The 19,459-nt window shown below is 48.7% G+C and carries 23 protein-coding genes; 5 read left to right on the top strand and 18 right to left on the bottom strand.

What is annotated here, in order from left to right:
- The first annotated feature begins 187 nt into the window (after window positions 1-187).
- Window positions 188-655, top strand: a complete 468-nt coding sequence (gene argR, locus Q8O77_RS06725; RefSeq protein WP_305552084.1) for a transcriptional regulator ArgR — start codon at window positions 188-190, stop codon at window positions 653-655.
- Window positions 656-668: 13 nt separating this feature from the next.
- Here argR and Q8O77_RS06720 read toward each other — a convergent pair whose 3' ends face one another.
- From Q8O77_RS06720 to ilvC, 3 genes are all read right to left on the bottom strand, one after another.
- The gene (locus tag Q8O77_RS06720; RefSeq protein ID WP_305552083.1) at window positions 669-1,592 is read right to left on the bottom strand and encodes a Dyp-type peroxidase; all 924 of its coding nucleotides are present in this window, start codon (window positions 1,590-1,592) and stop codon (window positions 669-671) included.
- A gap of 675 nt (window positions 1,593-2,267) precedes the next feature.
- On the bottom strand, window positions 2,268-2,699 hold the full coding sequence (locus tag Q8O77_RS06715) for a methylglyoxal synthase (protein ID WP_305552082.1): 432 nt from the start codon (window positions 2,697-2,699) through the stop codon (window positions 2,268-2,270).
- Between the two features lie 158 nt (window positions 2,700-2,857).
- A complete protein-coding gene (gene ilvC, locus Q8O77_RS06710) occupies window positions 2,858-4,339 on the bottom strand; it encodes a ketol-acid reductoisomerase (RefSeq protein WP_305552081.1) in 1,482 nt (493 codons plus the stop codon).
- Window positions 4,340-4,498: 159 nt separating this feature from the next.
- Between ilvC and ilvY the strand changes: the two genes are divergently transcribed.
- Window positions 4,499-5,395: an HTH-type transcriptional activator IlvY gene (gene ilvY, locus Q8O77_RS06705; protein ID WP_305552080.1), complete on the top strand. Its 897-nt coding sequence runs from the start codon at window positions 4,499-4,501 to the stop codon at window positions 5,393-5,395.
- 26 nt (window positions 5,396-5,421) lie between these two features.
- On the opposite strand, the gene Q8O77_RS06700 is transcribed toward ilvY, so the two are convergent.
- The 8 genes from Q8O77_RS06700 to zapE all read right to left on the bottom strand — a co-directional run bounded on the left by Q8O77_RS06700 (window position 5,422) and on the right by zapE (window position 11,542).
- A complete protein-coding gene (locus Q8O77_RS06700; RefSeq protein ID WP_305552842.1) occupies window positions 5,422-5,835 on the bottom strand; it encodes a ClpXP protease specificity-enhancing factor in 414 nt (137 codons plus the stop codon).
- Window positions 5,836-5,840: 5 nt separating this feature from the next.
- Window positions 5,841-6,479 (bottom strand): stringent starvation protein SspA, encoded by a 639-nt coding sequence (gene sspA / locus Q8O77_RS06695; protein ID WP_305552079.1) that lies wholly within the window; start codon window positions 6,477-6,479, stop codon window positions 5,841-5,843.
- Window positions 6,480-6,554: 75 nt separating this feature from the next.
- A complete protein-coding gene (locus Q8O77_RS06690; RefSeq protein WP_371133469.1) occupies window positions 6,555-7,289 on the bottom strand; it encodes a cytochrome c1 in 735 nt (244 codons plus the stop codon).
- Window positions 7,290-7,291: 2 nt separating this feature from the next.
- A complete protein-coding gene (locus Q8O77_RS06685) occupies window positions 7,292-8,566 on the bottom strand; it encodes a cytochrome b N-terminal domain-containing protein (protein ID WP_305552077.1) in 1,275 nt (424 codons plus the stop codon).
- Window positions 8,566-9,156 (bottom strand): ubiquinol-cytochrome c reductase iron-sulfur subunit, encoded by a 591-nt coding sequence (petA, locus tag Q8O77_RS06680; RefSeq protein WP_305552076.1) that lies wholly within the window; start codon window positions 9,154-9,156, stop codon window positions 8,566-8,568. The genes Q8O77_RS06685 and petA overlap by 1 nt, the downstream gene beginning before the upstream one ends.
- A 257-nt stretch (window positions 9,157-9,413) precedes the next feature.
- Window positions 9,414-9,806 (bottom strand): 30S ribosomal protein S9, encoded by a 393-nt coding sequence (gene rpsI / locus Q8O77_RS06675; RefSeq protein ID WP_068233894.1) that lies wholly within the window; start codon window positions 9,804-9,806, stop codon window positions 9,414-9,416.
- A 12-nt stretch (window positions 9,807-9,818) separates the two neighbouring features.
- A complete protein-coding gene (gene rplM / locus Q8O77_RS06670; RefSeq protein ID WP_305552075.1) occupies window positions 9,819-10,247 on the bottom strand; it encodes a 50S ribosomal protein L13 in 429 nt (142 codons plus the stop codon).
- Between the two features lie 203 nt (window positions 10,248-10,450).
- Complete coding sequence (gene zapE, locus Q8O77_RS06665; protein WP_305552074.1) at window positions 10,451-11,542, bottom strand: cell division protein ZapE; 1,092 nt, start codon at window positions 11,540-11,542, stop codon at window positions 10,451-10,453.
- 124 nt (window positions 11,543-11,666) lie between these two features.
- On the opposite strand from zapE, the gene Q8O77_RS06660 reads away from it, so the two are divergent.
- The 3 genes from Q8O77_RS06660 (at window position 11,667) to Q8O77_RS06650 (ending at window position 14,730) form a co-directional block, all read left to right on the top strand.
- The gene (locus tag Q8O77_RS06660; RefSeq protein ID WP_305552073.1) at window positions 11,667-12,116 is read left to right on the top strand and encodes a YhcB family protein; all 450 of its coding nucleotides are present in this window, start codon (window positions 11,667-11,669) and stop codon (window positions 12,114-12,116) included.
- An 88-nt stretch (window positions 12,117-12,204) separates the two neighbouring features.
- Window positions 12,205-13,554 (top strand): Do family serine endopeptidase, encoded by a 1,350-nt coding sequence (locus Q8O77_RS06655; RefSeq protein WP_305552072.1) that lies wholly within the window; start codon window positions 12,205-12,207, stop codon window positions 13,552-13,554.
- Window positions 13,555-13,659: 105 nt separating this feature from the next.
- Window positions 13,660-14,730: a trypsin-like peptidase domain-containing protein gene (locus Q8O77_RS06650; RefSeq protein ID WP_305552071.1), complete on the top strand. Its 1,071-nt coding sequence runs from the start codon at window positions 13,660-13,662 to the stop codon at window positions 14,728-14,730.
- A gap of 9 nt (window positions 14,731-14,739) precedes the next feature.
- Here Q8O77_RS06650 and murA read toward each other — a convergent pair whose 3' ends face one another.
- Genes murA through Q8O77_RS06615 form a run of 7 tightly spaced genes read right to left on the bottom strand, consistent with a single transcriptional unit; the run spans window position 14,740 to window position 19,269 of the window.
- Window positions 14,740-16,002 carry a UDP-N-acetylglucosamine 1-carboxyvinyltransferase gene (gene murA / locus Q8O77_RS06645; RefSeq protein ID WP_305552070.1) on the bottom strand — a complete coding sequence of 421 codons (1,263 nt, stop codon included), beginning with the start codon at window positions 16,000-16,002 and terminating at the stop codon, window positions 14,740-14,742.
- Window positions 16,003-16,008: 6 nt separating this feature from the next.
- Window positions 16,009-16,266, bottom strand: a complete 258-nt coding sequence (locus Q8O77_RS06640) for a BolA family protein (RefSeq protein WP_305552069.1) — start codon at window positions 16,264-16,266, stop codon at window positions 16,009-16,011.
- 9 nt (window positions 16,267-16,275) lie between these two features.
- On the bottom strand, window positions 16,276-16,569 hold the full coding sequence (locus Q8O77_RS06635) for a lipid asymmetry maintenance protein MlaB (protein ID WP_305552068.1): 294 nt from the start codon (window positions 16,567-16,569) through the stop codon (window positions 16,276-16,278).
- Entirely contained in the window at window positions 16,566-17,219 is a 654-nt protein-coding gene (locus tag Q8O77_RS06630) for a phospholipid-binding protein MlaC (RefSeq protein ID WP_305552067.1), read from the bottom strand. The genes Q8O77_RS06635 and Q8O77_RS06630 overlap by 4 nt, the downstream gene beginning before the upstream one ends.
- A gap of 1 nt (window position 17,220) precedes the next feature.
- Window positions 17,221-17,685, bottom strand: coding sequence for an outer membrane lipid asymmetry maintenance protein MlaD (gene mlaD, locus Q8O77_RS06625; protein WP_305552066.1), 465 nt, complete (start codon window positions 17,683-17,685; stop codon window positions 17,221-17,223).
- 1 nt (window position 17,686) lies between these two features.
- Window positions 17,687-18,469, bottom strand: a complete 783-nt coding sequence (gene mlaE, locus Q8O77_RS06620; protein WP_305552065.1) for a lipid asymmetry maintenance ABC transporter permease subunit MlaE — start codon at window positions 18,467-18,469, stop codon at window positions 17,687-17,689.
- Window positions 18,466-19,269 (bottom strand): ATP-binding cassette domain-containing protein, encoded by an 804-nt coding sequence (locus Q8O77_RS06615; protein WP_305552064.1) that lies wholly within the window; start codon window positions 19,267-19,269, stop codon window positions 18,466-18,468. The genes mlaE and Q8O77_RS06615 overlap by 4 nt, the downstream gene beginning before the upstream one ends.
- Window positions 19,270-19,459: the final 190 nt, after the last annotated feature.

The following is a 19,459-nucleotide window of genomic DNA, read 5'->3' as shown; positions in this document are numbered from 1 at the left end:
AATTATCTCCCTTGATAACGGTTGAATGAAAACGCGCCAACAATACTGAAACCGCGTTGAAAATACAAATAGCTTAAGCCTAAAGTCTAAGCATTTTAGCGAATTTTAGTGTACTTTACTTCACAAAGTGTACCGGACAACGAACTTTGCTAAGATAGCAGCAATAAACAACAGGTAAGAGCGTGGTATGACTAAGCAAGCGAAACAAGAAGCACTGATCCAGGCGTTTAAGGCGCTGTTGAAAACTGAAAGCTTTGGTTCTCAGGGCGAAATTGTTGAAGCACTTAAAAATGATGGCTTTGATAATATCAGCCAGTCAAAAGTGTCCCGCATGTTGAGCAAATATGGCGCCGTACGCACCCGCAATGCCAAACAAGAGATGGTGTATACCTTACCACCAGAATTGGGTGTACCTACCACCAAAAGTCCGCTGCGTCAGCTGGTGCTGGATATAGAACACAATGATGTGATGATTATTATCCGTACCAGCCCGGGTGCTGCCCAGTTAATTGCCCGTTTGTTGGATTCCGTAGGCAAAGCTGAAGGCGTGCTCGGCACTATTGCCGGTGACGACACTATCTTTATTGCGCCAAAGAGTGTGAAAAACATCGACTTCACACTGAGGAAAGTCACCGAACTGTTCGAAAAAGTATAACCGGAAGAGCGCGTTATACTTTGGCAGACAACTCCAAAAAGCTGATTGAAGGTGCAAAGAAAGCCGCACTCAGCTCAATGCGGCAGTAGTTTAACAACAGATCGTAGCCCCTCCCCTGTGTTGCCAGACCAAGCCTGTTCGTTAGTTGCTGCTGCAACGCAGCCGTATCTGCGGCGAAACTCAGCTGTATCAGCCCCTGCTGTGGTAGCAGACAAAACGGCATATTCTGTTGCAGTACCCGCGATGAGCTGTCCGGATCCGGCAGCATCAATGTAATATGACTGTCAGGCAACAGCATCGCGCCGGCTAATCTTTTGCCACTGACTTTGTCGTAGCCCATGATTTCTTCCTGCTCAGACACAGCCAGTTGTTGCCAGGCTACAGCATCAAAAGCCAAACGTTGCAGATAGACATAGCTGCCGGCGGCAAATACCGGTTGCTGCGCCGCATCCACCAAAGCCGCCTGCCGCTTGGCACGGCCTTTTGGATTATAAGGTGCATCAACAAAGCCGCTCAGGTTCCGGCCATCCAGATAACGGAAACCCTGTAACTGGTCTTGTAATTCAACATGACCTTGCAACATCTGCTGTACCTGCAGGCTGGCAATGATGTTGACGTCTAACCGGTCTGAACGAATTTGGATCAGTATATCCAAAGGCACCGGCGCCAAATCGATATCTTCAGTGCTCAAATCCGGAAAAGCAGTAAGGCCGGCCGGCCTGGCATCAGGATACAGCAGATCCCAAAAACTACTGCCAATAGCGACCACCCCTGTGAGCATTGCTTCAGAAAAATGTTCAGCAAGCCGGTCAAATAATTGCGGCAAACGGGCCAGCTTGTGCCGCAGCACCCGTTCATGCCCCTCTAATGCATTAAATAGTAAATAACTGCCATGTAAATTCGCTTCAGCACAAACACCCAGTTGCTCTCTGGCCATAATATTCCTTTTGTAACCACAGGTTTTCAGCCCGGCTGCGACATATCGCACCCTAACGGCAGGCTTTGTTGTGAGATATATCTCACAAATGAGTGAGCTTAAACGCTATTTACCCCGGAAACTCACAACAAGAAACACTTATAAGTTAATGATAAATATCGTTAAATGGCATAGTTATCATGTTTTACAATAATATTACACTGTGCTTTTTTCTCAAAAGCCATGCTTAAATCGCGCTGCAGAGTTCATACTTAACTCGTCAACGGATCGACCCCCTGACAGGATGACAGGGTGTAACTGCAGGACGCAGTGTCTGGCTAGGATAGCACAAGGATGAATAACAGGACACGCTCAGGACGAGCAGGCCTTTTTTCAGATTCTTCACAGGCGCTGAGAATTGCACGGAAGATACAGGACACTCTCAGGATGAGAGCACATTATCAGGATGATAATGTTTAAGGATGACAGGATCAGGCAGGATGCCTCAGGAACACTCCGGGACGGAGCCAGGGATGATATGCTAAGGACAGTATCGACAGGATGACGAAACAGGACCTTAGGTGGCCGCGCAGTATGCGGCCTACCTTCTTCCTCCATACCGCAACAACCGCTGTAAGTTAATCTTCATTCATTATCTTCACTTAGCACGGGCAACCTGGTACAGCTACCAGAGCGTTACTGTTTGTCCAGCCGCTTTTGGTACACCGAAAAATCCGGCACTTCACGCTGATAATCCTGCTGATACAGACTGGAATGGATAATAAAGTCTGCTGTAGCCTGATTACACGCCACCGGTATATTCCACACCACCGCTAAACGGATCAATGCTTTTACATCCGGGTCATGCGGCTGCGATGACAGCGGATCCCAAAAAAACACCAGCCAGTCAATTTTTTGCTCAGCTATCATAGCGCCAATTTGTTGATCGCCACCCAAAGGGCCACTGGCCAGACACACTACATCCTGCTGTAGCGCAGCTGCAACTAACTTACCGGTAGTACCGGTTGCTACCAACTGCTTATCAGCAAAGAACGCTTTATGCGCCGCCACCCATTGCAGTAGAGCCTGTTTCTTGCCGTCATGTGCAACCAGGGCTATCGTTTTCATCTTGCCATGCTCCTGTTTCAGAAACCTTAGCTTAACGCGAAAAAAAAGCCCTGCATAGCAGGGCAAAACAACCAAGGTCCACGTATAACATCATTATTGGTCAGGTAGCACAGCCGCTTTTGGCTTGCCGTACACCTTTAACCACGTCATTCTTCCGGTTACTGATTTGACTCCACTATGCGTTTCATCGCTGTCATATAACCACGTAATTTTTTACCTACCGTCTCTACCGGATGCTGGCGGATAGCCTCGTTCACCGCTATCAGTTTCAGGTTATCCACGCCATTACTGCCGCTGATGCCTTTACCGATGTACTCACTACTTAAGCTATTAACCATATCTTTCAGTAATGGCACCGCCGCATGGGCAAACAGATAGTTACCGTATTCAGCGGTATCTGATATCACCACATTCATTTCATACAAGCGTTTACGCGCTATGGTATTGGCGATTAACGGCGTCTCATGTAGCGACTCGTAGTATGCTGACTCCGCTACTATGCCGGCATCGACCATGGTTTCAAATGCCAACTCTACGCCGGCTTTAACCATGGCAACTAACAATAAACCGCGGTCAAAATAATCTTGTTCAGCAATTTTCTCGTCCGACACCGGTGCTTGCTCAAAGCCACTGCTGCGGGTTTGCTCACGCCAGGTCAGCAAATTTTTATCGTCGTTCGCCCAGTCTGTCATCATGGTGCGGGAAAACTCGCCACTGATAATATCGTCCATATGCTTTTCAAACAAAGGCCGCAGTGTGGTTTTCAACTGTTCAGCCAAGTCAAAAGCTTTGATTTTCGCCGGATTACTCAAGCGGTCCATCATATTGGTGATACCACCATGTTTTAACGCTTCGGTCACGGTTTCCCAGCCGTACTGGATTAGTTTGGCGGCATAACCTGGCTCCACTCCATCGGCGACCATTTTATCAAATGCTAAAATGGCGCCGGTTTGTAACATGCCACACAGGATAGTTTGCTCGCCCATCAGGTCGGATTTTACCTCCGCCACGAAAGACGACTGCAGCACACCAGCCCTATCTCCCCCCGTTGCCGATGCATATGCTTTGGCAATGTCTAAGCCTTGTCCTTTGGGATCATTTTCCGGGTGTACCGCGATCAATGTCGGTACCCCAAATCCTCTTTTATATTCTTCACGTACTTCGGTACCCGGGCACTTAGGTGCCACCATCACTACCGTGATGTCAGGCCGGATTTGCTTCCCTTCTTCAACAATATTAAAACCGTGTGAGTAAGCCAGGGTAGCGCCCTGCTTCATCAGCGGCATAACAGCATCAACCACACTGCTATGCTGTTTATCAGGCGTCAGATTTAATACTAAATCTGCCGTCGGAATTAACTCTTCATAGGTACCAACCGTAAAACTGTTACTGCTGGCTTTTTGAAACGACGCGCGTTTTTCGGCAATCGCTTCTGCACGCAGCGCGTAGCTGATATTTAACCCGGAGTCACGCATGTTCAGGCCCTGGTTTAAGCCTTGGGCACCACAGCCAACAATAACGATATTCCAACCTTTTAACAGCTCACAACCGTTGGCGAATTCAGCCTTATCCATAAAGCGGCACTGCGCCAACTGGCCTAACTGCTGACGTAAATTCAGCGTATTAAAATAGTTTGTCATGATACTTCTCTAAATTCGTTGTAACCGCTCTAACCTGTTGGTGAGCATAAGCAGCACTGGCTGTCTGCTTTAATGAGCTAATACTAGTTGCTGTTTTTCGTTGCGTGAAGTGATATATTCTGAAGTCTGTATTTCATATTTTGAAATAAAGGCTTTTGTATGGATATCCGTAGTGCTCAATTGTTTCAGCATTTGGCCAGCAGTTTAAATTTCAGTAAAACCAGCGAACAAATGTATGTCAGCCCGCCTACGCTGACACGGGTAATTCAACGGCTGGAAGAAGAATTGGGCACTGAGCTGTTTTTCCGTGACAAACGCTCTGTTCGGCTCACATCCGCCGGGCAGCGTTTTCAACGGTTCGTCCGTACCTGGTTGGATGAATGGCATCAGCTACAAGTAGATTTGCAGCTGGCCAGCGCCGAATTAACCGGCGAAATCCGCTTATTTTGTACCGTTACTGCCAGTTACAGCCATTTACCGGCAATTCTGGATCGGTTTCGTTTACTGTGTCCGAAAGCTGAAATAAAACTGACCACCGGCGATGCCGCTTCGGCGATAGAGAAAGTGCGGCTGGATGAAGCCGATATTGCGCTGGCAGCGCACCCGGCTCATCTGCCGGCCAACCTGGCGTTCAAAAGCATTGCCAGCCTGCCGGTGATGCTGATAGCCCCTACTATTCCCTGTAAAGTGAACGATTTATTGCAACAAGATCCGGTTCAGTGGCACAAGGTACCGCTGATTATGCCGGAACATGGCCCGGCCCGCAGCCGCTTTGACCGCTGGCTGGCCGATATGGCAATAACACCACTGGTTGTCGCTAAGGTGGATGGCCATGAAGCCATGGTATCGATGGTAGCCTTGGGTACCGGTGTTGCTCTGGTAGCTGATGCAGTGGTAGTAAACAGCCCGGTGAAAGACCGCGTCAGGGCATTGGAGCTGAATTACCGCTTTGAGCCGTTTGACTTGGGGGTTTGTATGCTGAATAAGCGGCTGCACGAACCGCTTATTCAGGCATTTTGGCAAGTTGCCACAGCAAAGGCAGAGATCAGCCGCTAGCGCCACTTTGTTACTTCATGACTTTGTTACTTCACAACCTTTAAGTGTGACGCTCTTTTTGGCTTAGGTGGTTCCGGCGGTACAGGTTCATCATCCAGACTATCACTGAAGATTTCTGCTTCGTCTTCTTCTTCTTCCAGCGTAAACACTGTGCCGGCGCCGTTTTCACGGGCATAAATCGCTAACACTGCCGTTACCGGAATGTACAGCGCAAAGGGTTTACCACCGAAGCGGGCATTAAAGGTTACCGCATCATTACCCAGTTGCAGGTTACCTACCGCAGAGGGTGCAGTATTCAGCACTATCTGGCCATTCTGTACAAACTGGGTGGGCACCTTTACATCGCTGGCTGTTGCGTCTACCACCAGATAAGGCGTGCCATTATTATCGACAATCCACTCGTAAAACGCCCGTAGCAAATACGGGCGGTTTGGCGTCATCTTCATTAAAACTTCATTCCTCTGCGGATCTCACGCTCCACGTCACTTAATGAAGCCTGAAACGCATCACGTTCAAAAATACGTGTCATATAATTTTTCAGCTCTTTGCTACCAGGGCCGTTCAGCTCAATGCCCAATAACGGCAAACGCCACAGCAAGGCTGCCATATAGCAGTCAACCAAGCCAAACTCTTCGCTCATAAAAAACGGCGTTTCGTTAAACAATGGTGCAATAGACAGTAAGCCTTCCCGCAGCTCCTGCCGTGCCGTGGCAGCGTTTTCATCACCATTGAGAATGGCAGCAGCCTGACGGTACCAATCTTTCTCTATGCGGTACATCATCAGGCGCGCCTGGCCACGTGCTACCGGATATACCGGCATCAGCGGCGGGTGCGGAAAACGCTCGTCCAGGTACTCCATAATAATATTGGCTTGATACAACGCCAGTTCACGATCAAGCAAAGTTGGCAGGCTGCCATACGGGTTTACTTCGTACAGGTCCTCCGGCAAATTATCTTGTGCGACCTGAAGAATATCGACAGTTACGCCTTTTTCAGCCAGTACTATACGTACCTGATGGCTGAACATGTCATCAGCAGCTGAGAACAATGTCATCACAGGGCGTTTGTTGGCAGTGATCGCCATGTCTTCCTCCGGTAAAATAAAAAACGGCAAAGGGGCGCTAAGGCCCCTGTAAACATATCTAGTTGAAATAACTAGTTAATGTACATCTTTCCAATATTCTTTTTTCAGCAAGTATGCCAGCACAAAGAAAATCAGCAGGAACACTATAACCTTGGTACCAAGCTCACGTGATTCCAGTTTGGTCGGCTCACCAACGTATTCCAGATAGTTTACCAGATCTGCTACAGCTCGATCATATTCTTCTGTACTCAGCTCACCGGTACCGTCGGTTTTAATGCCAACATAAACCTGCTTTGACTCACCATCCACCAAACGCGTCTCGTAGGCTTTGTATGGCATGCCTTGCAGTTCCTGCAGTACATGCGGCATACCTACCATTGGGAATACGTCGTTATTTACCCCAAACGGCCGTGACGGATCAGCATAAAAACTGCGTAAATAAGTGTACAACCAGTCCGGGCCACGTACGCGCGCCACGTTGGTTAAATCCGGCGGCGCTGCACCAAACCACTTTTCGGCATCCTTGGTTGCCATATTGTTTTTAATATGATCACCCACTTTTTCACCGGTAAACATCAGGTTTTCCATGCCGACATCTTCCGGGATATCTAAATCGCGGAAGGTACGGGAATAACGCTGGTACTGCATTTGGTGGCAGCCCAAACAATAATTCTGGAACAACTTAGCACCATGTTGCAATGAGGCTTTGTCTGTCAAATCGATAGGCGCCTTGTCCAGATGAACAGCAGGGCCGGCAGCCATTGCCCATGACGACGCCACTAAAGCAATTACTGAAAATAGGTTCTTCATCATCAGGTTAACCTTACTGGTAATGGTTTTGTTTTTTCATTCTTGCTGTAGAACCACAACAAAATAAAGAAGCCAAAGTATGTAAACGAGAATATCTGCGCTAATAAAGTATAGATACCCTCAGCAGGCAGCACACCCAATACACCTAAAGCTACAAAGCTGATGCAGAAGTTGATCAGGTTAGCTGTATGCAAACCACTGCGGTAACGCATAGAACGCACTGAGCCGCGATCAATCCACGGTAATAATGCCAGTGCTATGATAGCCAGGAACATAAAAATGGCGCCAAACAACTGGTCAGGTACAGCACGTAAAATGGCGTAGAACGGCGTGAAATACCAGACCGGTGCAATGTGTGCAGGCGTCTTCAACGGGTTAGCTGCTTCAAAGTTCGGTGGCTCAAGGAAGTAACCACCACCTTCCGGCAGGAAGAAAATTACCCAGGCAAAAATAAGCAGGAAGCCTGCCACGCCGACTAAGTCTTTTACCGTGTAGTACGGGTGGAACGGGATTGCATCAACAATTACTTTCTTTCCGCCACGGGTAAAGTATTGATGGAAAGTGAATTTCTTATCCGCTTCAGTCTGCACAACAGAACCGTCATTGTCTTTCTTAATGTCGATACCGTCAGGGTTATTTGACCCTACTTCGTGCAGCGCCATAATATGCAGGAATACCAGAATAACCAGCACCAGCGGCAGGGCAATAACATGCAACGCAAAGAAACGGTTTAGCGTAGCGCCGGAAATAACATAGTCACCACGGATCCACAGCGTTAAGTCTTCACCAATGCCGGGAATAACGCCGAAGATAGAAATAATAACCTGTGCCCCCCAGAACGACATCTGGCCCCATGGCAGCAAGTAGCCCATAAAAGCTTCAGCCATCAGCACGAGGAAAATCAACATACCAAAAATCCACAGCAGCTCACGTGGTTTCTGGTAAGAGCCATACATCATGCCACGCAGCATATGCAGGTAAACCACAACGAAGAAGGCAGAAGCACCGGTAGAGTGCATATACCGCAGTAACCAGCCGTAATCAACATCGCGCATAATGTATTCAACAGAAGCAAAAGCGCCGTCGGCTGAAGGTTCGTAGTTCATCGTCAACCAGATACCGGTAAGGATCTGGTTTACCAGTACCAACATGGCCAGCGAGCCAAAGAAGTACCAGAAGTTAAAATTTTTCGGTGCCGGGTACTGCATTACATGGAGATTCATTTTATCCATGAATGGCAAGCGGTATTCAATCCAGCTCATCAGATTTTTAAACATCAGACAGTCCCCTCATCTTCACCAATCACAATGGTATTGTCGTCGATAAACATATACGGAGGGATCTGCAGGTTAGATGGCGCCGGTACACTTTGGAACACACGGCCGGCCATATCAAACTTAGAACCGTGGCAAGGGCAGAAAAAGCCTGAACTGACACCTTCAACCTGGGCGGCAAAATCATTCGCGATATAGGTAGGAGAACAACCGAGGTGAGTACAAATACCTACAGCAACAAAAATCTCCGGCTTTTTCGAGCGATGACGATTTTGTGCGTAAGCAGGTTGTTGTTCAACTTCAGATGCAGGGTCACGCAGCTTGTCTTCGTGCGTGGCCAGCTCGTCCAGCATAGCCTGAGGCCGCTTTACGATCCAAACCGGCTTGCCACGCCACTCAACCCGGATAAGTTGCCCCGGCTCAAGCTTACTGATGTCCGCACTGACCGCTGCCCCAGCCTGTTTTGCCTTTTCACTTGGCATCCAGGACGCGACAAAAGGCACAGCAGCTCCGACAGCACCCACGCCCCCTACAACTGAGGTTGCAATGGTAAGGAAGCGGCGGCGACCATGATCTACAGGCGCATTGCTCATCCACTCATCTCCACGTTAACGCTTAAACAGAATTTAAGCGGCTGAATTTCAGCAATTATTATAAATCGAAAAAATAACGCCGATCATAATGAAAAGCCCTGCTTTACACAAGGATTAAGGCAAACTGAATCAGTATTATCTTAGCCTTTTGCGTTATACGGCAAAGTTTCGCAGCCGGTTTGCCGCTGCTGCCGACGGTAAAATACAGGCAAAAAAAACCCGGCAACGAGGTGCCGGGCTTTGTACTTGAAAAACGCTTAACGTTTTGAGTACTGTGGACGTTTACGTGCTTTACGCAGACCCACTTTCTTACGTTCAACCTGACGCGCGTCACGGGTAACGAAGCCTGCTTTACGCAGTGCCGGACGCAGTGACTCGTCGAATTCCATCAGTGCACGGGTAATACCGTGACGGATAGCACCGGCCTGACCGCTGATACCACCACCTTTAACAGTGATGTACAGGTCGAATTTCTCAACCATACCAACCAGCTCTAATGGTTGTTTAACAATCATACAAGCTGTTTCACGACCGAAGTATTCAGTTAACGCGCGCTGATTAACAACGATGTTACCTGAACCGGCTTTGATGAAAACGCGGGCCGTTGAGCTTTTACGACGACCAGTTCCGTAATATTGATTCTGTGCCATGTTATGCTCCGATTAAATATCTAATACTTGCGGTTGCTGAGCAGCATGCTGATGCTCGGCGCCGGCGTAAACTTTCAACTTACGGAACATAGCGCGGCCCAGTGGACCTTTTGGTAACATGCCTTTAATAGCAAGTTCCAGAACCATTTCTGGTTTCTTCGCGATCAATTTCTCGAAGCTGATTTCCTTGATACCACCAGGGAAGCCAGTGTGAGAATAATACATTTTGTTCTGTGCTTTGTTGCCGGTAACCGCCACTTTTTCCGCATTTACCACGATGATGTAATCACCGGTATCAACGTGTGGAGTGTACTCTGGCTTGTGCTTACCACGTAAACGGGCAGCGATTTCTGTTGCGATACGGCCCAGTGTTTTACCTGTCGCATCAACAACGAACCAGTCGCGGGTTACGCTTTCTGGCTTAGCAGTAAAAGTTTTCATTTATCTATCCAAAAATAACTTAGTTACACCTGACACAGTGCAGGGCTGATGCAGCTTGTGTCGTTAGCGTACCCCTTCGAGTACAAAAACTACCGGGCTAACGGCAGTATTAGGCTGTAACGTAGGCCGGGCGCGGATTATATATTAACCAATTGCAAAAATCAGCACCTTGTCTAAAAAATTCCACTGAATTGGCAAAAAAGTTAAGGTAAGTGTGCTTTAGCCAGATAATCGCGCGACTGCATTTCCTGCAACCGGCTGATACAGCGTTTAAACTCAAAGTTTAAAATGCCATCGCTATACAGTTGTTCCAGCGCAGTTTGTGCGGAAATAATCAGCTTAACGTGGCGCTCATAGAACTCATCTACCAGGGCAATAAAACGCCGCGCTACGTCGTCATTTTGCCGCCCCATGATTTTTACCCCGGACAACAACACCGTATGGTAACAGCGGCTTAATTCCATATAATCATATTGGCTGCGCGCGGTTTCACACAGCTCAGAAAAATCAAACCAAACAATGCCGTCAGCCTCGTGCCTGGCGTGTAATTTTCGATTGGCAACTTCTATCTCTGCCTGCTGTTGGCGCGGTTCAACCGACAAGGCGGTGAAATACTGCAACAAGTTCGTCTCGGCCTGTGCATCCAACGGATAATGATATATTTCCGCCTTTTCCAGCGTACGCAACCGGTAGTCTATGCCGCTGTCAACATTAACCGTTTGCGTATGTTGCTTAATCAGCTCGATGGCCGGTAAAAAGCGGGCGCGCTGCAAACCGTTACGGTACAAACCATCCGGCTCGATGTTTGACGTAGCCACAAGGGTAATACCGCGGGCAAATAAAGCTTGCATCAGGGTGCCGAGGATCATCGCGTCGGTAATGTCAGAAACAAAAAACTCGTCAAAGCACAGAATATCGGTTTCCTGCTTAAACTTATCCGCCACCTTCTCCAGCGGATCACTAACACCTTTTAGTAGTTTAAGCTCTTCATGCACGCGATGCATAAAGCGGTGAAAGTGAATGCGCAATTTGCGTGTGCCGGGCAGACACTCATAAAAGGTATCAACCAGGTAGGTTTTACCGCGGCCAACTCCCCCCCAAAAATACAAACCCTGTATTGGTGGCTGAACTGCTGTTTTGCCGCGCAGCCGTTGCCACAGCGAAACAGAGGCAGGCTTTTGAATGACGAAATCATCATATAAACGTTGCAGTTGGACAACAGCGAATTCCTGCGCGGCGTCATGCTGAAAATCGTCACGCGTTAAGTCCTGGCGGTATTTTTCTAGTGGTGTCATCTGAGTCTTACTTGAAAGCTGCGCTGATAAGCCCTAAATATGAGAGATAATAGTAACATGCCTTACCACTGTGGATAAGAAGTTAGGTTACACTATTGGAAGATATTACCCCGCAGGAGTTATTATGGACTATATGTACGCCGCAGCCTGGCTTGGCGCTGGCTTAGTTATCGGCGCCGTTATCGCGCGTTTAATTACATTAAAGCAGCTTAATCAGCATAAATTACAGCTGGAACTGGAAGAAAGTCAGGCTCAGTTGGCGCAATACAGGCAGGATGTATCCAGCCACCTGGAAACCACCAATCAGCTAATGACTCAACTGCAAGATAACTATTCCCGCATTGCAAGGCATATTGCTGACTCAAAGATGCAACTGGTAGAGCGGCCAACAGAATCGGTGCGGCAGGACATAAATTATCTGTCAGGCGACACCGCAGCTTATATCCGCCAATCGTTAAATCAAATTGATGAAAAGCGCCGCGTTTACTCAAACGCCGAACAGCAGCCGCGCGATTACTCCGGTGAAGCCAGCGGCCTGATTAAAGAGCGTAAGCACAGCAAACCGGGCGAATAATTTGTTACATATGTACAGCACTGTCAGCTGAACTTTTTTTATTGCTACACGTTCTTAGTCGCAGATCATTGAAGGAGACTATTACGCTATGAATAAGAAATTGTCATTGCTTGGCGCCGCCGTTACAGCCAGCCTGTTGTTGACAACAGCCACTCCCGCGGATGCCAGAATACCGTTTTTCTCATCTGAGCAGGAAATACCCACCCTGGCGCCAATGCTGGAGCAAGCTACTCCGGCAGTAGTGCACATCTCGGTAGAAGGCAGCCGCGAAGTACGCCAACGCTTACCTGAAGCCTTCCGTTATTTCTTTGGCCAACGCGGCCCGAACGAATACCGCGAAGAGCGCCCTTTCAAAGGTCTGGGCTCCGGCGTAGTGATAGATGCTGATAAAGGCTATATCGTTACCAATAATCACGTAATTGAGGATGCCAACGATATTGAAGTCCGCTTAAAAGACGGCCGTACTTTTAAGGCGAAAAAACTCGGCGCCGATCCGGAAAGTGACATTGCTCTGTTACAAATTGAAGCGAAAAATCTGGTACAAATTCCCCTGGCAGACTCTGACAAAACACGGGTGGGCGATTTTGCCGTTGCCATTGGTAATCCTTTTGGCCTGGAGCAAACCGTTACCTCCGGCATTATCAGTGCGTTGGGCCGCGGCGGTCTGGGTATTGAGGGGCTGGAAGATTTTATCCAAACCGATGCAGCCATTAACAGCGGCAACTCCGGTGGTGCCCTGGTGAACTTGCGCGGCGAGTTAATCGGTATAAACACCGCGATTCTCGGGCCAAACGGTGGCAATATCGGTATTGGTTTTGCCATCCCGGCCAATATGATGAAAAACCTGGTCGACCAAATTGTGGAATATGGCGAAATTCGTCGCGGCAGCTTAGGCATCCGTGGTGGGGACGTAAATGCCGAACTAACCGAAGCGATGAACTTAAGTGTAAGTCGTGGCGCCTTTGTTAACGAGGTGCTACCCGACAGCGCAGCCGCAGAGGCAGGTTTGAAATCCGGCGACGTTATTATCAGCATGAATGGCAATAAGATTAACTCCTTTTTGGAGCTACGTGCCAAAGTTGGCACCTTGGGTGCGGGCCGTGACGCCAAGCTGGGTATTTTACGCGACGGCAAAGAGCGCAGCGTAACGGTTAAGTTGCAGGAGTTATCCTCCGGCCAGGTAGCGGCAAATCAAATGCATCCAATGCTGGACGGCGCCGAACTGTCAAATACTGACGGTGGGGTAAAAGTGGATGCGGTAAGCAACAACTCTGCTGCTGCGCAGATCGGCTTGCTGGTGGATGATGTCATTGTCGGTGTAAACCGGCAGCGTGTGGTTAATCTGGCAGAGCTGCGTAAAGCTCTGGAAAACCGCAGCGGTGTAGCCGCATTAAATATCCAACGTGGCAACACTAACCTTTATGTGTTAATTCGCTGATAGCAAAGGTTTAAGCAGTAGCCAACGGCTACTGCTTAAACGATATTAATGCTATGCTAGCACTACCTGAATTTTACAGACAACACCGACTCCGTGGCTAAATTTTTGTTTTTTTTGCTTAAAAGCATAGCCTACGGGCTGGCGCTGGCCTTTGTGCTGATGTTGTTTTTCCCATCTTTTAACTATCTGTCGACCCCATTATTCGGCAACAACGATGCCGGTAGAGAAGAAACGGTTGTCAGCTACGCTAAAGCAGTGCGCCGTGCAGCATCGGCGGTGGTCAATGTTTATACCCGCAGCACCCTGGTTGATCCACGTTCTTTACGACCCCGCACTATAGAGCGGCAAGAGCTTGGCTCCGGCGTAGTCATGAGTGCACAGGGTTATATCCTGACCAACTATCATGTGGTGTATGGCGCAGACCATATCGAAATTGCCCTGCAGGACGGCCGCTGGTTAGAAGCGGTATTAATTGGCCAGGACGAGCTGACAGACTTGGCCGTACTATATGTACAGGCGGACAATTTGCCGGTGATACCGCAAGATGCCGAACTTGACCCTCAGGTAGGCGATGTTGTGCTGGCGATAGGGAACCCGTTGAATCTGGGCCAAACTATTACCCAAGGCATTATCAGCGCCAATGGCAATACCGGTTTAAGCTCGCGTGGCTATATCGATTTTATGCGGATGGATGCCGCCATTAACCGTGGCAATTCCGGTGGCGCTTTGGTGAACAGTAATGGTACCCTGGTTGGCATTAATGCCGCAGCGTTTCAATTGGAGAGTCAGGATATTCAGGGTATTTTCTTTGCCATTCCGTATCGGCTGGCCCTGAATGTGATGCAAAAACTGATTAAACACGGCAAGGTTACCCGTAGTAATTTAGGTGTATCCGGTGATGCGGTAGTAAACGCCGCCGGCGACAAGCTGATTTCCTCCGGGCAAAGGTTATACGGCCTGAGTATTACGGCAGTAAACGCCAACGGCCCGGCGGCCGAGGCGGGCTTGCAAATAGGCGACATTATCCAGGCAATAGACGGACGGCAGTTTGATACTGTGCAGCAAGCGCTGAACATGATTGCTGAAACCGAGCCCAATACCAGTCTGGCACTAACGGTAGACCGCAGTGGTCAGCAACTCACCATCAATGCTATAACCCGTGAGTTGCGCCGATAAAAAACGCGGCTAAGAAGCCGCGTTAACACGTTCAATATTGGCACCGAGTTGCCTGAGCTTGTGCTCTATCTGCTCATAACCACGGTCAATATGATAGATCCGATCCACGACTGTGGTACCTGATGCAACCAAACCGGCAATAACTAAGCTGGCAGAGGCGCGTAAATCGGTGGCCATCACCTGAGCCGCCATCAGTTTGGCGGTATGTTGGCATACCGCAGTATTACCTTCCAGGCTAATTTTTGCCCCCATGCGCTGTAATTCAGGCACATGCATAAAACGATTCTCAAAGATCGTCTCTGTAACCATGCCAACACCGTCGGCTACAACATTCAGCACGGTAAACTGCGCTTGCATATCAGTGGGGAAGCCAGGGTGTGGTACTGTTTTAACATTCACTGCCCGCAATAGCCGCCCGGTCATATTGGCGCGGATCCAGTCCGTACCGGTCGTGATCTCAGCGCCGGCCTCACGCAACTTATCCAGCACAACTTCCAGCTCGGCCGGGTCGGTACTGCGGCAGGTAACATCACCGCCGGACACCGCCGCCGCCACCAGAAAAGTACCGGTTTCAATGCGATCCGGCAACACCCTGTGTTCACCGCCCCGCAAGGCACTTACACCTTCAATGACAATAGAGTCGGTACCGGCACCGGAAATTTTCGCGCCCATGGTATTAAGGTATACCGCCAGGTCAACCACTTCCGGCTCGCGGGCGGCATTATCAATGGTAGTAATACCATCGGCCAATACCGCGGCCATCATCAGGTTTTCTGTGCCGGTAACGCTGACCATATCCATAATGATATGCGCACCTTTTAACCGGCTGGCGTGGGCTTTAATGTAGCCGTTTTCCACCACAATCTCGGCGCCCATCTTGCGCAAGCCGTCAATATGCAGATTAACCGGGCGGGCACCAATAGCACAGCCGCCAGGTAAAGACACTTCAGCGCTGCCAAAACGACTGAGCAAAGGCCCCAGTGCCAAAATAGAGGCACGCATCGTTTTTACCAGTTCATAAGGTGCAAACTGATTGTGAACTTTACCGGCATCAACCTGCACTACGTTGTCAGCAAAACTGACATCGGCACCAAACAACTGTAACAACTTCACCGTCGTTTCAATGTCTTTTAGTTTAGGCACATTGGTTATCGTAGTGGGTTTTTCTGATAATAAGCTGGCAAAAAGGATAGGCAAAGCGGCGTTTTTGGCACCGGAGATAATCACATCACCGTGTAAAGCCTGACCACCTGTAACAAGAAATTGCTGCATAAATTACTACATCGGAGGGTTAAGAAGTTTTTCTCTACGCCACTGCTCCGGCGTAAAGGTCTTGATGCTGACCGCATGAATAGAGCCGTCAGCAATGGCTGCCATTAAAGGCGCATAAATCATTTGTTGTTGTTTTACCCGGCTGATATCAGCGAAGCAGGTACCCACTGCCGTTACGGCATAATGAGAGCCTTCCGCACTGACAATCACCTCGGCCAGTTGCAATTGTTGTTGTAGCAACTGCTCAATTTGCTTGGTGTCCAAAGCTAAACCTTAATCAATAATTGGCAATAGAGATCGTACCGCCGTCACGTCGGCCAATGATAGCAGCTGTTGCGGCACATTACATAACGTAATCGTGATGCCCAGCCGTTTAGCTTCGGACAGCTGCTGCAGTAACCAGGCTAACCCGGCGGTATCAATATTATCCAACGTGTTAAAGTCAAACTTTACGTTGCCGGACAGCTTATTTAACTGCGTAAAGGGTGAATACAGCATTAACGTATCACGATTTAATACACCGGTAAAATGTAAAGCGTCAGCTTGCTGCGCGATCTTTAATGTCACTTTTCCTCCGGCCGGGTGATAGGCGCCTGTGCTTTCTCTGTCAGCAGTACGGTGACGCTTTTCAGGCCTTGCTGGCGGATAAGGTTACTCAACTCCGCTCTTTTGCTGTCCAGCAATGAAATACCTTCGGCGACCATGTCAAACACCAACCAGGTATCCGCATCCTTGCCACGACGTAATTTGAATTCAATATTAATATCCGGCTTACCCGGGTCTATTACCCTGGTTTTAATGCTGATAATCTTTTGGTTATCAATAGCACGTGCCGGTTCGATCATTACTTTCTGATCACGATACTGAGTAAATACCCCGGCATAAGTAGCCACCATATAGTTTTGAAACGCATCGACGAAAGCCAGCAGGTCTTCACGCGGCGTATTTCTTAGATCGGCACTGTTACCTATTACCCGCAGAGCAGCATAGCGGCTGTCGATATAGGGTACCAACTCTTCATTAACGATAAGCCGCAACACTTCCGGGTCTGCTTCAATTTTGCTCTGATCTTTGGCAATCCGGCTAAAGGTATTGTCGGCCAGCACTTCCATCATTTTATATGGATCGGTATACGTCTGAGTTTCAGAGCGAACCCCGGTTGCTGCCAGGCTCAGCAAGGTTAAGCTGCCGGCCAGTATCAATGCATAAAGTTTCATATTAATTCCCGCGGTTAAATAAAAATTGACCAATCAACTCTTCCAGCACTAAAGCTGACTTGGTATCTTCGATATAGTCACCGTCAGCCAGGATCTCAACAGTTTCATCAAGAAAACCCGGTTGTAATCCCAAATACTGCTCCCCCAGTAAGCCTGAGGTTAAAATTGCCAGAGTGCTGGTTTCAGGAAAGTTGCTGTAACTGTTGTTGATTTCCAGCGTTACCACCGGCCGGTAATAGGTGGTATCAAGCTCAATTGCCGCGACACGCCCCACTACCACACCACCGACTTTCACCGGTGAGCGCACTTTTAAACCGCCGATATTTTCAAATTTGGCATGCAGGCGATAACTTTGTCCTGTGCCGGCAACACCGGAACTTGCCACCTGCAACGACAGCATTAAAAACGCCGCTATCGCCAACACAATAAAGCCACCTACTAATATTTCAATTTTCCGCGTGGTCATGTTATCCACCAAACATTAATGCAGTTAAAATAAAGTCAAAAGCCAACACGGCCAGCGACGTAGTAACAACCGTTTGTGTTGTTGCCTGGCTGATCCCTTCCGAAGTGGGAACAGCATCGTAACCTTTGTGCAGGGCAATCCACATCACGATCAAAGCAAACACTACACTTTTAATCACACCGTTCATCACATCCTGGTACAAATCGACATTGGCTTGCATTGCAGACCAGTAACCGCCACCATCAACACCTAACCAGTCGACGCCAACCAGATGACCACCCAAAATGCCCACCGCTGTAAAAATCAGCGCTAATAATGGCATGCTGATAACACCGGCCCAGAATCTGGGGGCAATAATACGCCGTAACGGGTCAACAGCCATCATCTCCATACCGGATAACTGCTCTGTTGCTTTCATCAGGCCAATTTCTGCTGTAATAGCACTGCCGGCACGACCGGCAAACAGCAAGGCGGTCACCACCGGGCCCAATTCACGCAACAAACTTAATGCCACCAAAGGGCCTAACATTTGTTCAGCGCCAAACTTTACCAATACGGTGTAGCCCTGTAAGGCCAGTACCATGCCGATAAACAAGCCGGACACCAGGATAATCAGTAACGACAGCACCCCTATTACATACAGCTGCTTTATCAGCAGCGGGAAACCTTTGCGTATATCCGGTTTACCCAGCAAGGCACCAAACAGCATAATGCCGGCGCGGCCAAAACCGCGGACATTGTTGATGGTACCCGCGCCGAGTTGTTGTAACTTATCTGCAATCACCCGACCAACTCCATTAATTCCTGCTCATAAGGTGCCGCTTTATAGTGAAACGGTACGGCTCCGTCCGCCTCGCCTTTCAAAAACTGCTGCACTAATGGCGAAGGATGAGCCCGTAGTTGCTCCGGCGTACCATGACCAATAACCGTTTGTTCCGCCACCACATAGACGTAATCGGCAATACTCATCACTTCGGTGACGTCATGAGACACCACCACCGACGTTAAATTCAACGCATTATTCAAGGACCGGATCAGTCGCACTATCACCCCCATCGAGATCGGATCCTGACCGGCAAAAGGTTCGTCATACATGATCAGTTCCGGGTCCAGGGCGATAGCCCGCGCTAAGGCCGCCCGTCTTGCCATACCGCCGGATAATTCTGCCGGCATTAAATCACGTGCGCCACGCAGCCCCACGGCTTCCAACTTCATTAAAACAATCAGGCGGATAAGTGATTCCGATAACCGGGTATGCTCACGAATAGGAAAAGCTACATTGTCAAAAACCGTCATATCGGTAAACAGTGCGCCACTTTGGAACAGCATACTCATTCGCTGACGGGCAGCATAAAGTGCACTGCGCGACAGCTTAGGAATATCCTCGCCGGCAAACAAGATATGGCCGCTATCCGGCTTTAATTGTCCGCCAATTAAGCGCAGTAAGGTGGTTTTGCCAATGCCGCTCGGGCCCATAATGGCAGTTACTTTGCCGCGGACAAACTGCATATTCAGGTCACGGTAGATCACCCGCTCACCGCGACTAAACGTCAGTTGTTGAATATCGATTAGTATATCTGACACCTTAAATGCTCTCCGCCGCTGTCAGTGCTGTTGTGCCCTGGTAGGTATAAAATGCAATATACATACATTAGTGTATGTTTTCAATTATACTGAGGTTTACGTTGGATTATTGTAAACGGATCCAGCACTAAAGTCGTTACAAAAAATCGTAACAAACTGTGCGAAAAATCGATATTAGCCGGAAACTACA

It is taken from the genome of Rheinheimera sp., assembly GCF_030690345.1.
GTDB lineage: Bacteria > Pseudomonadota > Gammaproteobacteria > Enterobacterales > Alteromonadaceae > Alishewanella.
Note: the sequence above shows the minus strand (reverse complement) of the source record. Positions and strands in the feature narration are given on the sequence as shown.

Bases quoted from the DNA above. Each gene is read 5' to 3' on its own strand.
- argR (WP_305552084.1), top strand. From the start codon at position 188: ATGACTAAGCAAGCGAAACAAGAAGCACTGATCCAGGCGTTTAAGGCG.
- Q8O77_RS06720 (WP_305552083.1), bottom strand. From the start codon at position 1,592: ATGGCCAGAGAGCAACTGGGTGTTTGTGCTGAAGCGAATTTACATGGC.
- Q8O77_RS06715 (WP_305552082.1), bottom strand. From the start codon at position 2,699: ATGAAAACGATAGCCCTGGTTGCACATGACGGCAAGAAACAGGCTCTA.
- ilvC (WP_305552081.1), bottom strand. From the start codon at position 4,339: ATGACAAACTATTTTAATACGCTGAATTTACGTCAGCAGTTAGGCCAG.
- ilvY (WP_305552080.1), top strand. From the start codon at position 4,499: ATGGATATCCGTAGTGCTCAATTGTTTCAGCATTTGGCCAGCAGTTTA.
- Q8O77_RS06700 (WP_305552842.1), bottom strand. From the start codon at position 5,835: ATGACGCCAAACCGCCCGTATTTGCTACGGGCGTTTTACGAGTGGATT.
- sspA (WP_305552079.1), bottom strand. From the start codon at position 6,479: ATGGCGATCACTGCCAACAAACGCCCTGTGATGACATTGTTCTCAGCT.
- Q8O77_RS06690 (WP_371133469.1), bottom strand. From the start codon at position 7,289: ATGAAGAACCTATTTTCAGTAATTGCTTTAGTGGCGTCGTCATGGGCA.
- Q8O77_RS06685 (WP_305552077.1), bottom strand. From the start codon at position 8,566: ATGTTTAAAAATCTGATGAGCTGGATTGAATACCGCTTGCCATTCATG.
- petA (WP_305552076.1), bottom strand. From the start codon at position 9,156: ATGAGCAATGCGCCTGTAGATCATGGTCGCCGCCGCTTCCTTACCATT.
- rpsI (WP_068233894.1), bottom strand. From the start codon at position 9,806: ATGGCACAGAATCAATATTACGGAACTGGTCGTCGTAAAAGCTCAACG.
- rplM (WP_305552075.1), bottom strand. From the start codon at position 10,247: ATGAAAACTTTTACTGCTAAGCCAGAAAGCGTAACCCGCGACTGGTTC.
- zapE (WP_305552074.1), bottom strand. From the start codon at position 11,542: ATGACACCACTAGAAAAATACCGCCAGGACTTAACGCGTGACGATTTT.
- Q8O77_RS06660 (WP_305552073.1), top strand. From the start codon at position 11,667: ATGGACTATATGTACGCCGCAGCCTGGCTTGGCGCTGGCTTAGTTATC.
- Q8O77_RS06655 (WP_305552072.1), top strand. From the start codon at position 12,205: ATGAATAAGAAATTGTCATTGCTTGGCGCCGCCGTTACAGCCAGCCTG.
- murA (WP_305552070.1), bottom strand. From the start codon at position 16,002: ATGCAGCAATTTCTTGTTACAGGTGGTCAGGCTTTACACGGTGATGTG.
- Q8O77_RS06630 (WP_305552067.1), bottom strand. From the start codon at position 17,219: ATGAAACTTTATGCATTGATACTGGCCGGCAGCTTAACCTTGCTGAGC.
- mlaD (WP_305552066.1), bottom strand. From the start codon at position 17,685: ATGACCACGCGGAAAATTGAAATATTAGTAGGTGGCTTTATTGTGTTG.